The organism is Nostoc sp. (assembly GCF_036917655.1).
Lineage (GTDB): Bacteria > Cyanobacteriota > Cyanobacteriia > Cyanobacteriales > Nostocaceae > Nostoc.
Window position 1 is genome coordinate 1 of sequence record NZ_JBALCY010000041.1, and the last position, 14,894, is coordinate 14,894.

Below are 14,894 nucleotides of genomic sequence, written 5' to 3' on the forward strand. Positions count from 1 at the left end.
CGAAGACAATACACATTTTAAATCAGAGTGGTAGACTGCTAATTTTACTTTCTACCATTTTTTTGTGCTTTGATTATATTTTGGATGGGTCTATTGACATTGGGAGTGACTTTTGAAGAATTAGCGCCCAATGTTCCATCAGGGGTAATCTGAGCTAAGGCGTGATTTTCGGAACAAAATATGACATGAGCAAGCACTCCAATAATGCTAAAAACTCCTAAAAAACCTGAGCGCCAATTCTTATCTGCACAGATTGCCATATCATAACCAGCCTCGCTTGTTCATTTCCTACCTGTGAATATGCAATCAATTACACCACTTCTTCAAGCCACATCTTTAAGGGTTTTCAGCTAGCCGTCCTGATAAATTTTTCTACAATTAATTTCAGCAGATATTTTAATTCGATGAGAGGAAAGTTTTAAAAACTTAAAGTTTAAGTAATGCTTCCCAAAAGAAAAAGTTACAAATCACTCATCAACCTCGCCTTACGGAGAAAGAATTGCAGCACCGTTTCTTCACGGGAAATAATATCAACCCTACCCTCCATGCCCAATTGAATGTGACACTGGTTTTTACCTTTACCTAAAACCAGAGTTTCCGGTTCAATAGTCACTTCATAGAAAGCACCAGGCGCAGCAGCTTTTGGATTAGTAGTCGCATTAGACATAGATGCATTTGTTTGATTATTTTGAGGTGCGATTGCATCTGGAGAAATCGCCTGCACTTTACCATTGAGAGTACCATAATCTGGGTAAGGACAAGCACTTACCCGCATTTGGACTTTTTGACCAATTTTTAACTTACTTTGCGCTTCAGATGCCACCGCAGCTTTCAAAACTTGAGGCGCATCAGTGGGGACAATTTGCACTAGTTCTTCGCCAGCCCGCACACTTTGACCTGGGTTTCGCAAATTGAGTTGAGATATTATACCATCGGCGGTAGCTGCGATCGTGGTTTGAGCTAAATCTATTTCCGCTTGTTTGAGTTCGCTAGTATCACGCTCTAGCTGTTTTTCAATTTCAATTCGTTGCTTAACTAGGTCTTGGCGTTCTTTTTCTAATGTTGCTTTGTTACTTAACCCGGCGGCTTTTTCTTGAGCGATCCGCTCAGTAGCAACAGTTACTTCTGTATTACTTGGATTTACGGCAACATGGGCGCGTTGTCTTCTAGAAATAGCAGCAGATATAGCTTGTTGTAACCGTTCAATTGTCTGTTTTTGCACCTCCACTGCTGCTTCTTGCGCCTTTACCGCTTGCTCTTGCTGTTTGGCAGCTAATTCTGCTTCTTCCAATTGATCCTTAGATAGCGCTCCTTGGGCGGCTACACTCTCATATCGGTTCTGTTTTGACTGGGCTACACCCAAGGCAGCTTCAGTCGCATGGAGATTTGCTTGTGCTGTTTTTAACTGTGCTTCCCCAGCGTGCAATTCTTTCTCAGCAATTCTGACGTTGGCATCAGCTTCTTGGAATTCGGAAACAGTGGTAAGATTTTTATCTCGATATTCTCGACGGCGACCGCTCAATTCGGCTTGGGCACCAGTAATAATTCGGTAGAGGCGGTCAGTTTCGGCTCGAATCTGGCTGTTGAGGGCATTAATCTGAGCATTCATTTGCACTAGTTGTAACTTAGATTGTTGAATACTAGTTTGCAATTGGCTCTTTTTGGTTTGCAGACGGGAGTCATCGATAGATGCGATCGCATCTCCTTTTTTGACAACTTGATTTTCTTTGACATAAATGTGCATTACCTGACCTTCAGTCGCCGCTTGCACAATTCGCAATTCACCCGCCGGACGCACAACCGCCTGTCCTTGGACGGTGACTTTATATTTAGTAACAGCAGCGACTGGAACAGCTAGTCCTAAAACGCAGAGCATAAACATTCCGCCAAAGCTTGTCCAACGACTAATTGGTGGGAGAAATTCGTTTGTTTGAATTGGGGGTAAAAAATTTGTGTTGCTAACCATAATGCCATCTAAATAAACCGCAGAGAAAACAGAGATTTTTACAACTGATTTAGGATTGCTATCTTAATTAATGACAGCAGTCTTGCCGTTACGATGAGCCAGGGAAGCTGTCAGCGCCAACACATCCTGACACGGGACAATATTATCTAGGAAGTCTAAATGTTCACCGGGTAATTTCCGCAATTCTTCTGGTGTACCTTGAATTTTTAAGTGTCCTTGTTCTAAAAATACAATCCAATCTGCCCGCCTGATGACCTTGGGACGGTGACTAATTAGAATAGTCGTTTTATCATGACGATGGGATAAAAGTCTATCTAGAACTTGTGTTTCACTTACAGGGTCGAGTGCGCCCGTGGATTCATCTAAAATTAAGATCGGTGGCTCAGTAACTATTGCTCTAGCTATGGCTAATCTTTGGCGTTGTCCACCGGAAAGATTTGCACCAAATTCTCCTAAGACAGTTTGATATTTATCGGGTAGTTTGCTAATAAATTCATCTGCACCAGCAATTTGACAAGCTCTGACAATTTCTTCAAAACTAATATGGGGATAGCTAAAGTGGAAGTTATCAATAATAGAACGACTCCAGAAGTGGGGTTCTTGTGGGACTAATACCACTTGTTGTCGCAGACATTCTAAAGACAGGTCTTGCTGATTATAAAAACCATAACGAATATTGCCAGACTGAAGTTTATATAAGCCAGTCATCACTTTAGCAAGGCTACTTTTACCACAGCCAGATTTACCAATTAAAGCAATGACTTGACCGCCAGGAATAGTTAAAGAAAAATCTTGTAGTAAGTCAACCCTACCTGCGTGATGAAAGTTAAGTTCAGTGCAGGTAATATCTACATTACCAGGAATTTCTACCCAAGGCTTTTTAAAATCATTTTCATCTTCTGGGGTAGCATCAATAACTTCTGTCAGGCGTTGAATGACTATCTGGGCAGTGATAAACTGATCTACTAAGGCGATCGCAGCACTTAGGAAGCCAAGAAAATTGGCACTCATGCCGTTATATGCGATCAATTGACCGATTGTTAAGGTGCGATTAATGACTAAATAGCTACCTATCCAGAGGATGCCGATACTAATGAAAGTGGAAAGAATGCCAGTAACTGTACTACTATAAAGTCCCAGCTTCATCACACTCCAGCCTAAGTTGGCAAGACGACCATAATTCCCTTGGTATTCTTCCCAAGCTTGGGGAGTAGCTTGGGTAGTTTTTAATACTTGAACGCCGCGAAATGTTTCCACCAAAAAGCCTTGGTTTTCCGTACCAGAAACAATCATATTGCGCGTTTTCTGGCGCATTGCTGGTAAGAAAAGCAAGTTAACAGCCGTAACAATAATAAATGCAACTATTGAAGCTAGAGTTAGTTCCCAACTGTAAAAGAGCATAAAAGCCAAGGAAATTACAGCGATAAAAAATTGGCTGGGTAATCCGAGGACGATTTGGGAAACTAAGTTATGGATGGCGTTGACATCAGCAATGCGGCTAACAACTTCTCCACTGCGTCGTCCTTCAAAGTAGGAGAGAGGTAAATGTAAGAGTTTGCGTCCGTATTCTAGGATTAGTCCTAATTGCAATCTTTGACCAAAATGACCGATGAGGTGAGATTGAACTAAACTAATGGCACTTCTAATTAAGTTCATGGCAATCACCCCAATTGCCACAGTGGTTAGTAGTTGGGTATCTCCTCGGACTAACACATCATCGGTGAGGAGTTGCATCATGAAGGGAGATGCTAAAGAAAGCAGTCCAATGGCGATGTTAATAGCGATCGCTTGAGCGAGAATAGAGCGATAAGGCCAAACCCGTTGCAGGTATCTTCCCAGACCGCCAATTTTATCTGATTCTTGTTGATAAAAGCGGCTTTCATCAGGAGTTAGCAGTAACATCACACCATTACCCCAACCTGCAACTAACTCCTGACGGCTAAGATAACGGATACCAACACCAGGGTCAGCGATGACATATTTTTTACCTTTTTGTCCATATAAAACTACCCAGTGGTAGCCTTTCCAGTGGATAATGACTGGTAGGGATATTTGGTGTAATTGGTCGATTAATTGGGGACTGGCTTTAACTTGACGGGTATTGAATCCGAGTACTTCTGCACCCCGACTTAATCCCAGCAGAGATGTTCCTCTGGAACCAGTGCCTACGGCTTCCCGGACGCGGTTGAGGGTAAATGTGCGTCCGTAGTGTTTGACAATGGTTGCTAGGGACGCTGCACCGCAGTCTTCTTCAGTGTGTTGGAGGACTATTTGGTATTTCATTTTCAGGTGCAATTAATTAATAGTGGGTGAAAAAATACAGTCGGGTCAAATGACCCGACTTGATTGAGCATTTAGTTTGTCATATTCAACTTTTGACTGCTTGGCTGACGCAGTAAAAGGTCATTGCGCTTAGGCTACGCTATAGAGATCGATATCATATGGATTGCCAGGAGTGTTTTTGTTGTCTTGAAACTCATATACTCCTCCATTGGCCAAATCGTATTTTTGGAATTGTTTGTAGTCATTTCGACCATCAGTGTCAAATTCAATGATTCCTCCGCTAGAGGCGGTATATACATTTGCATCATTTGGTGATTGTGTAAATGACGTATTATCCAAGAAAAAGTTAATGTTGTATCCAGTTTTGTTTCTAATGGTAAACACCTCGTAGCCGCCATTAATTGTTTCAGCAGATTGTTCGTCAAGTTCTTCAAGCAAACCCAAATCTTGTAAGTAGTTTTGATTATTTAACATGGTTTTTCTCCTTTTTTAATTAGGTCATGCAGAGAGAATGAGGTAAGTTTTAAGAAGTTGCATGTTTGCGGGATGAATTTGCAGCTACAAGCATCGAAGTTTTGTTCTTGAGGAAATCATCGAATGATTCAGCTAGTCCCCAAATTTGCATCTTTTTCGTGATACTTACTAAATGAACTTCTCTGCATATCACTCTCTACGATGACTTTTAGTTTTTATGCACTTAGCTCAGAAATTTTTTGAAAAATCTGTAAAATCCTTACGCAGCAAGGAATTAGCTTTTGGCTATATGGCTGTATAATTGAAATCAGCTATGGTTCAAACAGCGGCAAGTATTCCATGCAACCCCGACAGGGCATTGTTGAAATCTTTTCTACGTTTGTGCAATTTGATGTAGACCAATTTAGTGGTTGGGCAACAGATGCCAAACTGCGACGCAGTATGAAAGTTTGCCTGGAAGGATCGTCAACTGAGAAATCAGATACCTTTTGGGCACTTTACTGGTATAGAGTTTGGCAGACTGAATCTAGTGCTGTGGCACTGGCACATCTTTCTGCTTACTTACAAGAGGTGTGCTATTGGACTGCAAGAAAATTCGCCCTCAAGTTTGCCACACAATCGTCTCTAGCAGACTGTTTTCAGATGGCGATCGCTCATCTTGCCAAAATCCTCAAAACTTTCAATCCTCAATGCAGTTCGCATTTAAAAGGCTATGCAGAATTAGCTTTTGAATGGAGTCTCAAGGATGTAGTGCGCTTACGTCGGGAAATAGAGATTTGCTCAGACTGGGCTTTATTGCATAAACTCAGCCGGAAACGATTGGTGCAGTCATTACAAAATATAGGCTTTAACACTCAAAGCATCGAGAGTTATGTTTTAGCCTGGGAATGCTTTAAAGAACTCTACACAGGTGACAACGCAAAAATTCGCCAGCTTACCAAACCAGATGCTGTGACTTGGGAGGCGATTACTAATCTTTATAATGCAGAACGTTTAAGCCGATTGAGTTCACCCACTGCCGCAGTTAACCAGCAAACCATAGAAACCTGGTTATTATCTTCTACTAAAGCTGCTCGTACCTTCCTCTATCCTAAGGTTGTTTCCACAGACGCTCCCCTCAAAGAAGAAGGTGATGGTAATTTATTAGACATATTGCCTGCGGATTTGCCAACATCTTTACTAACGGAAATTATTGAGCAGGAAGAAGCTGCGAATATCCGAAATCAGCAAGCTCAGTTAAATCAAGTTTTACACCAAGCGATCGCTGCTTTGGATACAAAGTCACAACAACTAATACAAGTTTACTACGGTCAGAAGCTTACTCAAACAGAAATTGCTGCACAGTTAGAAATTAAGCAATATACTGTTTCTCGTCGCCTTAGCAGCATTAAAAAGTTATTGCTGCTGACTCTAACGGAGTGGAGTCAAAACACCTTGCATATTTCCCCTAAATCCGACGTAATAGATGCCATAAACACAAGCTTAGAGGAATGGCTCAAAGTCCAATATAGCCATACCCAGATCCAATGAGTAGACAAGAAAGAATTTTGTCTCCTCCGTGTTTCTTAACTCTTTAATATGGTCTTTATATGGAGCCATTCAAAATTATTTATGTTGAACGCACCTCCCCCATTCACTATTGACTCACAGCAGTTATACTTAGAAATTCCCCAATCTCCAGAGGAGCAAGAACAATCATACTCAACAGCTGGTGCTTGTCAACGTGGGTGGATAAATCAAATTTGCTTGCAAGCTTTTTTGCCTTGGTTCAAAGAGGAAATTGCCCCCACCGCCAGAGTTTATCCCAACAGTGCGGCATTGCCGAGTTTTTGGGAAGTAGTCAATGGCACAGCCATTACTTTTGATAGCGATCGCCTTGTATTAATTCCCACCCTTGCTATGGATGGGGATGAGTTGCGCGTACCGCAGGAATGGGTAGATATACCAGAGTGGGTTGCTGACTACTACATAGCAGTACAGGTTAATCCCGATGATGGCTGGATGAAAATTTTTGGCTACACAACCCATCAAATTCTGAAAACAAACGGGGTTTATGATGCCGGAGATCGTACTTACAGCTTGGAAAGTGAAGATTTAATTCAAAATATCAATGTGCTGTGGGTTACACGCCAACTTAATGATCCAGAAGCCTTACGCGCCGAGATTGCACCTTTAGCTCCTATTGCCAAAACTCAGGCAGAAAACCTCTTAGAAAGGTTGGGTCATCCTGATGTGAAATTCCCGCGTTTGGCAGTTCCATTTTCACTGTGGGGCGCACTGCTGGCACATAGCGGTTGGCGAAAGAAATTGTATGAACTGCGTCAGAGTTTACCCATCCAGTGGTCAATTCCGCAATGGTTGCAGACAGGAGTAGCCAATTTAGCTCAACAGTGGGGATGGGAAAAAAGACAATTCGTCGTGGCGGCTGCGGGAATGCGGAGTGCAGAAACATTTCTAGGCTTGTCTCGGCAAATAATAGTTGCGGAGGATACATACGAGTTACGTATTTTCCCAAAAAGCGCTTCTGAGGATTATGTTTGGCGCTTTGAATTGCGAAGTACAACTCTTGGTGAGCAAATTCCTGCTGGGTTTAAGCTGCGACTACTAACGGAAGACTTACAAGCTTTTGAGAATAATGAAGATACGGCAGCAACTTCTGTAGATATGTTGTATTTGGAAGTAATTTTGGAACTAGGAGAAGGATTGGTTTGGGAAATAGAACCCGCACCTGAAGACTATGACCGAGAGATTTTACGGTTTTAAATGTAGGGTAAAATCTTGGGACTTGAGCAACTTGTCAAAAGTAGGCAAACTTGCGCCAAGCTGTACTAAGTAAGTCGGCAATAAAAAATCAATGTATGTAAACAAATATAAAGTCAAGGTAGGGTGTGTTAGCGAAGTGTAACGCACCTTGGATTGTTGGTGGTGCCGTACTCACCGTCCTAATACCATTTCACTTTAATAATGAAATGATACAAATACGTTGGTAAGGACATGGCAATGCCCATTGGTGTCAACTTAAGCCTAAACCCCTTTAAAACCTCGTTTCCAGCCTCTGGCTGGAAATGCAAGTTAAAAGCGGCTCTGCCGCTAGTCTTGAGGCGGCAGCGCCCTATAGGCATTCCCAGTCAGAGACTGGGAACGAGGGAATCTATCAAAGTTTTGTCTAGACTGGTTTTTACGTTAAGTTGACACCAATGGGCAATGCCATGCCCCTACGAGAAATTTATATGTATCAAGGTTTTCGTGAAATGGTATAACACACCCTACATTTAAATTTCTTAACATAGCTTGAAATATTTGCGTCGACTTACTTAGTTATTTTTGCTGCTTTGGATTAGCTTGACAACATTTGAGAAGAGGTTGTTTAGCTAAATTCTCTAAATCTACGGACTTAAGCAAATTCACCCACTCCACCGCGAGAGTTGGATCTTGAGGTTTGGCTAGACGTAATTCAGCCAGAGTTGTCAAGGCATCGTACCAAATACCATTCTCAGCATAGAGCTTTACCCGTTGCTGAGGAGTTGCTTGCTTCGGGCCATCTACTAATTTAGGATTTAGATTAACCCGTTGCACCCATCCTTCCACATACTCCCGTTCTGGAGGTTGTTGCGGATTGCAAATGATTTTCATCTTGAAAAACCAGTGATACATCTTGTCTACTTGCAATGGGGGAGTAGTTGCACTTAAGGGAATGCTAATAATTCCTGGTACTTCTGGTATTGTTACTGTTGTTCGGTAAAGAGTTTGACCTAGTTTACTTGACTCATCTTTGAGAACAAACTCAATGGAATTAATCGCAGATTTTTTATAGGGGAAAAAAAACCAAAAAGTTGGATATTCCTCAGTCGTCAAGCCCCAAACTTTAGTAACAGAAACTGCTTCTGTTTGTCCTTGTTTGAGTGTCTCTTTGTATACAGGTACAAGGGCAATCACAGACTGATTACCAACACCACAACCACGACTTGCAGCTCCTCCGCGATCGCCTGTTGCACCCCTGTCTGGAGGAGGTGGAGGAGGCGAAAATGTAATAGGAATAGCAGTAACTGGTGTAACCCCAAACATTGGGTAATAGCCGAGAATTCCCAACAAAGCTATCCCGAATATAGCGATAAATTGTATTTTTTGCCAATAGCTTTTCATAGAGAATTAGGAGTTATATAATTTTTGATTATGGATTTATGATTATGCAAAACTTATACAGTAATGCTTTTGAAAACTTATCGTTGAAGGGTTTAAAACCCGCAACAACAACACGTAGCTGTGAGTTTCGGTGACTCAGACTTTGCTCAGTAACATCGGGGTTTAAATCCCGGACTGAAACTCTCTTCTCTACGAGACGCTGCGCGAAGAATTTTGAATTGTTAACTTTAGCTTTCATATTTTAAATTGCCGTTGTTATTAACTTTAAATTTTATGTTTAAGTAAATTATAGCTACTAAACTATTACCTCCTAAAGCCAACATAGCAGGAATGAGGGGAACCCAACAACTATATGCAATTAAAAATATAAAACAGCTACCATATAAACTCGTAATAGCTATCCCTCCTGCCAAGCTTAAGTAAGTGAATCGGTGCAGATAAGCAGTAAGCAAACCGCCTAAAAAAGACCAGCCCCAAACCCAAATTACTTCACCCCAAAGTGGCCAAGTCCATAACAGAGGTTGTCCGTCCAAAACAGCACTGAGCAGTTGACTGACCATCTGAGCTTGTAAAAATACTCCTGGTATTGGCTGTAATTTCCCTTGAGGAGTGGTGTAGGGAGTTAACCAGTAATCACCAAAAGTTTCTGCTGTTGTGCCAATAATGACTATTTTGCCTTTGACTGCATTGGCATTTAGCTTACCCGTTAGCACTTGCTGTAAGGTAACATGTGGTGCGATCGCTTCTGGGGAACCAGAGGAACGATAATTTAACAAAATTTGATGTCCAAAAGCGTTAATCCCTTGATAACCTCCGGCATGAGCTTCTATTGGTTTAAATGTCACCTTCCCTAATTGCCATGCACCATCTGGGGTAAATTGCAACTGAATTCCTTTCGCGTACAAGTAACGCAATGCAAGCTGAACACTCAGGGCATAGGAGGCAGTACAAGGAGATGAGGGTGAGGGAGTTAACGCTAACAGATGGCGACGCACTACATTATCTGAATCTATGGCAATATCGCTAAAACCTAGACCCTCTGGAGAAACTTCTGGTGGTGGTTTCACACCTGGTTTTCCTGCTTGGGAATCGCTGAGTTGACACACCGCCACAAAGCGATCGCTTTTTCGCATTCGTTCTGCCAATGCTGGATAATCCTTATCAACTGGATAATCTCGGTATATATCCAAACCAATAACTTGTGGTTGATATGTCTGTAATTTTTCTAACAGTTGGGCAAGTGATTTGTCTGACAAGGAACCTTGAGGTTTTTCCTGTTTTTGCGCTTGCACATCTTCTTCAGTCACAGTGACAATCAGTAGGCGTGAGTCTGGTTTCTCAGCAGTCCGCAAGCGTAACAGTTGGTCAAACGCACTTAGCTCTAATGGTTGCAGCACACCCAAATACCTTACCCCCGTTAATATTCCAGTCATTCCCATGCTGATCAGTAGGAGCAATGAGAAGCCAAGCCGATTTGTGATTCTTTTAACAGGGGTGATTTTAGCCAAAGATGTTGGAATATTAGGTGCATTTCTAGACAATTCCCCCCAATTCAACGGCATCTCCGCAGGATTTTGACAGATGACAGGCAACCATGTAGCGCAGGGAAATTGATTTTCTAGCCCCTGTAACCTTTCTCGTGCCTCCCTCACAGCTAAATACAGCGAGTTTCCCCGCGCGAAGCCTTCCAAAAAATACTTTAAAAACTGCTGTGCCACCCGATCGGGTACAGGCTCTCGCATCACGATGATTTGGGGAATATGCAAATCTGCAAACTCCCGTGCCAATCCCAAGCCATCACAGGAATTGAAAATCGCCAGTTGTAGACCTCGTTCCACTGCCTTTCTCAGGGCATACTTTAACTGGCTAATTGTGAGACTTTCAGTTTGATTGATGGAGATTTTTCCTGTTTCATTCGTTTCCTGAGTAGAACTGTGTCCAGCGAAAAATAAAATCTGCCAATGCTGCTCCCATAGCTGGTCAGTAAGGTCTTGGCATTGTGGTTCAACTAAAAAAGTAATGTCTGCATTGGGTAACAAATTAAGCAGCGCCTGATCTGCTTTGGTATCAATTCCTTGGCTGTTACCCAAAATCGCTAAGATTTTTACTTTGTCGGATGTGGTTGCTATTCGGTTGACTTGTTCGTAGGCGGGAGCGCTCAGAGCTATTTCCGCCTGGGGATAGCGTTCTAGCAAATCCCAAAGATGCCAGGGGAGTTTTTGTAATCGAAAGTCCTTAGTTTGTAAAAGCACCCGGATATTATCCGCAAGCATGAGTTTTTCCAACCATTTCTCGCGGATAGGACGAAAGGAATCGGAAGCAAGCCAAGCATTAAAACGGACTTTAAACTCCTCAGTCACCTGCTGGCAGTCTTCTAGGCTGGAAACTTGGTTAAGTTCCTTAGGTAAACCAATAGGGCGAGATGGCAACCTTAAATTACGATAAATAGATTGCCAACGGTAATAATCGCGGGGAATTTCTGGGTTGGGGGGAAGCGCACCCGTGATTTCCACACTAGGGCGGACATTTTCATCGCCAATCTGTAGGGTCACGGGAAAACCTTGTTCAAAGTTTCCCTCCCCTAACTTTAAGATGACCAATTTGCCCACAGCTAGTTCTCCACAGATGCTGAGTTGTATCTATACTTGACAAACCTGTAGGTTCTAGAGGTGTTTTTGGTAATATTCCTCTATTGCGCCTACAGTTTTTAATAATGGCGAATTTAACGGCTCAATCCAATCAGCCACTTCACGAGCCAGCCCAAGGGTTGAGATTCCTCCTGATGGTTCAAGTTGACCAATCAAGGTCTTACCTCTAATAGATTGGAGGGCACTGATCAGATTATTTAAACCCTCTGGGTGTCTAAATTCAGGTTGTTTGTCTCTACGGATCTGTTTGGCAATCTCAAGAGCTTTATCGAGCAACTTGATAAATTCTTCTGTCTTGGTTTCCATAAGTTTTACGGACAACAAAAATCTTTTAAAACGATATTTTGTCCCTCAGACCACTTAATATTTGGATCTCTTGTATCTTTAATAAAGGTCTGTTGACCACCACCAGGATAGCATTGTGTGGGGGTTTGAGGGGCGACAATGCCTTGATAAACTGTCGTTCCTGCTGGCAAAGTAACTGGTTGGATCATTGTGGCTTTATTGCCCCATGATTGATTGAGAGCTAGATTCGTAATTACTTCTACATTTGTTTTATATTTATCAGTTGTTAAATACCTGCCATATCTGTTCTCACTGCTACTATAGTAGCGATAAAAAGTCTGAGGCTGCTCTAGTTTGACTTCCTGGCATTTAGAATTTAGAAAGGTAACGGCAATATCAGATGGCAGAGGGCATAAAGAGCTAACTTCTTGGGCAAGGACTCGTGGTGAATTGAATACAGGACGTGGGAATGAACTGACTGAAAAACTGAGAATGCTTAAGCCAATACCTACGGAAACTGACTTAAATTTCATACAAACTCATCCTCCCAACCTTTTTTGAATATCTTTTTTGAATATGTAAATGGCAAAGTGGGCTTCGTTTCGGTGCAGTGAGTTTGTTAAACCCCTGAAGATAGCGAGCGTAGCAAGTTCTTGCGCTCGTAGTAACGCCGGGTATGTACGCTTATCCCGTCAGCTTTGCAACCTCCTGAATGGTTAGTCCTGTTTCCATCCCAAAATACCCTTAAAAGCGATATGTCTACTTTAGAACTTAGAGTGCGCTCTAAGTCAAGCAGATTGCCTTTTGGTATATTTAGTTAAGAGCGATCGCGCCAAACACAAATACTGGCAGAAGCTGCGGGTAGATCCAATGCTATCAAATACTCAAAACAATACAACAGTTCCTTTTTTCGGATTTCTAAATAAAACTTAACAAGCTATTAAAATTCAAATTTTTTGTAGATACTCAGGTGGTATATGATCCACTAACCAAACACCATTAGCAGAACAATAGAAGATGTAACCCGCCTGATGCATTGCCGCAGCATATACAGCAAAAACCACAGCTTTTCCATGTCTTGCACCAACAGTTTGTGCTGTTGCAATATCCTTCGATAAATGGACATGATGTCGTGACATTTTGCAAAGTCCTGTCTGGAGAATTGACTCTACAGATTTGCGTCCCGTGCCGTGATAAAGCTCATCTGGCGGCACAACAGGTTCTAATTGTAAATCGACTTTTACACTATGTCCTTGGTTAGCTCGAATCAGATTACCTGTAGAATCAAAAGAAAAGCGTTGTTTCTCATTGGATTCAACTACCGCCTCTAATTCCTGACGGGTAATCGGAAACTTGTTTTTAGCACAAGCGGTAAGTAATTCATCAATAGCAACCCAACCATTGAGAGCAAGTTTAATTCCAATTGCATCTGGTGTGTGTCGCAGATATTTGCTGAGATATTTGCTGATTTTGACGAGGCGAGAATCACTCATTTGATTGTGATTGGCATATTTATACTACAATTATATACTCATATATTACATTAAAGTTGTTATTGATGGTTTTAGTGGGTGTAAATTGACAAAATTTGTCTTCCCATCATGGCTAATGCCACTCCAATCATCACAATGAGCGTCACCTTCCCACCAGGAACGAGTGGTTGATTTATGCTATCTGAGTTTTCTTGTTCTTGACGTTGCTTCCAACTCATTAACGCCGGAATAATTCCACCTAGAACTGAGATACTGAACGTTCCAGTGTAATCTAGGGCAGTAAAAAAGATGCTGGGATTGAGCGTTCCGAAAGTCATAGGAGGGAAAAGAACCAACGAATAGAGGGGGAGGCGGCTAGAAAGTTCGCCCTGTGCAAGTAGGAAAATATCTTTGAACAAATCCAGCAACCCGTAGACAAATCCAATGAATGATGTAGCGATCGCAAACTCTGAAAAAATGGATACTAGCACTCCTAACCATTCCCCCGCACCACCTGCTCGGAGAATTTGCAGTGGATCAAAAACAGTTCTATCGTCAGATGTACCATGTAGCATATCGGGACTGACGCTTCCTAAAATTACGGCATTCCACGCCAAGAACATAATTAGAGGAATCACAGAACCAATAAAGATGGACTGACGAATTTTGCGGGCATCCCCTTCGAGTTGCGTCACAACTAGGGGCACAACGTTTTGGAAAAACAGCGCCACAGACATCACTGAAATGGCACTACCAAGGGCACTCCAGTCCTGAAATAACAGTTGGGCGCTCTGAATGTGCCTTCCTCCCAGAAACAATAATCCCAAGAAGGAAACGATGACAATTCCGACAAAGGCGCTGTTTAATTTCTCAATAAACTTTTCTCGCCCAAGATACATAATGCCACCAAATAAGAGCGTGAAAGTCGTTGTGCCCACCCACGTAGGCAATATCTGCACACCCCAGACTTTTGCCGCCGCAGATCCTAAAATCTCTCCACCTTCGGTGATGTATGCCACCAAAAGAGCATAGTGCATGAATAAATATGCACCGCCTGCAATTCGCGCTCCCAGCTTACCAAGGATCTTCTCAACAACTCCCAAAAAACCTATACTCGCACGCCCTTCTGTTCGCATCGTGTTTAAGGTAACATCTGCAACCAGTAACCCGGAAACTAAAGCGTAGATCCAAACAGCAATCAGTCCAGATGTGGATGGCACAATCCCAGACGGTAGGGTAACGGCTGGTAAGGCGAGAATCCCTGCTCCAACGGTGGTTCCCGCAATCAATGCAGTACTTCCCAATACGCTACCCGGTTGATGATTGAGCTTTTTTCCATCAAATTCGAGATGAGAAAACAACCGAGTGACTTGCTCTAAATCTTGGAGATCAGTCTTTATAGGAACCATACTGAATATCCGTACCTAAACCAAGCAATATTAACATATGTAAATATTCTTCACAAAAACCCTGATGTTCCTGCTCTTTCAGCAAAATTTTCGTGGTAAATAAGCGATCGCTACTTCATTAGACATCTCCAAAATAGTAATATTCTGTGGTAGAAGAACATTATGATAAGTTTTTGACATAAAAAGATGAGTGAAATACTGAAGGATATTGAAG

11 protein-coding genes are annotated in these 14,894 nt (G+C 42.1%); 2 read left to right on the top strand and 9 right to left on the bottom strand.

Annotated features, from left to right (window positions below; translation table 11 throughout):
• Positions 1-460: 460 nt before the first annotated feature.
• The 3 genes from V7K30_RS15690 to V7K30_RS15700 all read right to left on the bottom strand — a co-directional run bounded on the left by V7K30_RS15690 (position 461) and on the right by V7K30_RS15700 (position 4,723).
• Positions 461-1,966, bottom strand: a complete 1,506-nt coding sequence (locus V7K30_RS15690) for an HlyD family efflux transporter periplasmic adaptor subunit (RefSeq protein ID WP_335000684.1) — start codon at positions 1,964-1,966, stop codon at positions 461-463.
• 63 nt (positions 1,967-2,029) lie between these two features.
• On the bottom strand, positions 2,030-4,249 hold the full coding sequence (locus tag V7K30_RS15695) for a peptidase domain-containing ABC transporter (protein WP_335000686.1): 2,220 nt from the start codon (positions 4,247-4,249) through the stop codon (positions 2,030-2,032).
• 129 nt (positions 4,250-4,378) lie between these two features.
• Positions 4,379-4,723 (bottom strand): hypothetical protein, encoded by a 345-nt coding sequence (locus V7K30_RS15700; RefSeq protein ID WP_335000688.1) that lies wholly within the window; start codon positions 4,721-4,723, stop codon positions 4,379-4,381.
• A gap of 339 nt (positions 4,724-5,062) precedes the next feature.
• Between V7K30_RS15700 and V7K30_RS15705 the strand changes: the two genes are divergently transcribed.
• Together V7K30_RS15705 and V7K30_RS15710 are read left to right on the top strand one after the other, a co-directional pair.
• Positions 5,063-6,253: a sigma-70 family RNA polymerase sigma factor gene (locus tag V7K30_RS15705; protein WP_335000690.1), complete on the top strand. Its 1,191-nt coding sequence runs from the start codon at positions 5,063-5,065 to the stop codon at positions 6,251-6,253.
• Between the two features lie 81 nt (positions 6,254-6,334).
• Positions 6,335-7,486: a DUF1822 family protein gene (locus V7K30_RS15710; protein WP_335000692.1), complete on the top strand. Its 1,152-nt coding sequence runs from the start codon at positions 6,335-6,337 to the stop codon at positions 7,484-7,486.
• A gap of 555 nt (positions 7,487-8,041) precedes the next feature.
• Here V7K30_RS15710 and V7K30_RS15715 read toward each other — a convergent pair.
• From V7K30_RS15715 to V7K30_RS15740, 6 genes are all read right to left on the bottom strand, one after another.
• Positions 8,042-8,866 carry a DUF928 domain-containing protein gene (locus V7K30_RS15715; RefSeq protein WP_335000694.1) on the bottom strand — a complete coding sequence of 275 codons (825 nt, stop codon included), beginning with the start codon at positions 8,864-8,866 and terminating at the stop codon, positions 8,042-8,044.
• A gap of 227 nt (positions 8,867-9,093) precedes the next feature.
• Entirely contained in the window at positions 9,094-11,475 is a 2,382-nt protein-coding gene (locus V7K30_RS15720) for a CHASE2 domain-containing protein (protein ID WP_335000696.1), read from the bottom strand.
• Positions 11,476-11,529: 54 nt separating this feature from the next.
• The gene (locus tag V7K30_RS15725) at positions 11,530-11,820 is read right to left on the bottom strand and encodes a hypothetical protein (RefSeq protein ID WP_335000698.1); all 291 of its coding nucleotides are present in this window, start codon (positions 11,818-11,820) and stop codon (positions 11,530-11,532) included.
• A 5-nt stretch (positions 11,821-11,825) separates the two neighbouring features.
• The gene (locus V7K30_RS15730) at positions 11,826-12,332 is read right to left on the bottom strand and encodes a hypothetical protein (RefSeq protein ID WP_335000700.1); all 507 of its coding nucleotides are present in this window, start codon (positions 12,330-12,332) and stop codon (positions 11,826-11,828) included.
• 414 nt (positions 12,333-12,746) lie between these two features.
• Entirely contained in the window at positions 12,747-13,292 is a 546-nt protein-coding gene (locus V7K30_RS15735) for an RNA 2'-phosphotransferase (protein ID WP_335000702.1), read from the bottom strand.
• A 71-nt stretch (positions 13,293-13,363) separates the two neighbouring features.
• Positions 13,364-14,680, bottom strand: a complete 1,317-nt coding sequence (locus V7K30_RS15740; RefSeq protein ID WP_335000704.1) for an amino acid permease — start codon at positions 14,678-14,680, stop codon at positions 13,364-13,366.
• Positions 14,681-14,894: the final 214 nt, after the last annotated feature.